The organism is Mycobacterium sp. 1245499.0 (assembly GCF_001673615.1).
Lineage (GTDB): Bacteria > Actinomycetota > Actinomycetes > Mycobacteriales > Mycobacteriaceae > Mycobacterium > Mycobacterium europaeum_A.
Genome location: NZ_LZMG01000386.1, coordinates 1 through 787, shown reverse-complemented (window position 1 = coordinate 787; position 787 = coordinate 1). Strand labels below are relative to the sequence as shown.

General features: G+C 69.4%; 1 protein-coding gene. It reads right to left on the bottom strand.

Translation table 11 applies throughout. From position 1 onward, the window contains the following. The coding region (locus A5646_RS23945) for an FAD-dependent monooxygenase (RefSeq protein WP_197505272.1) at positions 1-787 on the bottom strand (787 nt) is incomplete at both ends.

The window sequence follows — 787 nt, the reverse complement described above, 5'->3', positions numbered from 1 at the left end:
GCCGCCGGCGTCGCCGAAATTGACCAGCACCGGACGGGCGTCTCGCAGCAGGTCGAACACGCGCGACGAACCGTCGGCGGTGAGCAGATCCAGGTCGGGCATGCGGCGCCCCACCAGCGGGTGCCCCTCCCCCAGGTCGTAGCGGATGTCCAGGCCCGACATCATCGCCGCGAAACGCGCGCGGGGTTCGTCCATGTCGAGCAGCTCGGTCACGGTGTCGCGCAGCGCCTGGGTGCGGTCGTCGGGGCGAAGGAGCGCCATCTGCGCCAACGCGTTGCGCAGCACACGCTGGGCGACCGGATGCCGTTCGGCGTGATAGGTGTCCAGCAGACTGTCGCGTGATGTCTTGGTGACCACCTGGCCCAGCTTCCAGCCCAGGTTCACCGCATCCTGCACGCCGGTGTTCAGGCCCTGCCCGCCCACCGGGTGATGGATATGCGCGGCGTCGCCGGCGAGCAGAACCCGCCCGCGCCGATAGTTCGCGGCCTGTCGCGCCGCGTCGGTGAACCGGGAAATCCAAGCGGGACTGTGGATCCCGTAGTCGGTTCCGTATACGGCGACGAGTGCCTCACTCAGCTCGCGCAGCGTGGGTTCGGACGGCGGCCCGAGGCGCCGCTCGGTGACCATGATCCGAACCGGTCCCCCCTCCTCGGCAACCGAAAGGGCATGGACACCGAGCGCGTCGTGGCGGATGCCCCACTGTGGGGATTGCTCGGCCGCGGAGTCCATTTCGGCTTCGGCGAGCAAATAGCTCGTGGTCGCCTCCCAGCCCGGGAACTCGATGCCG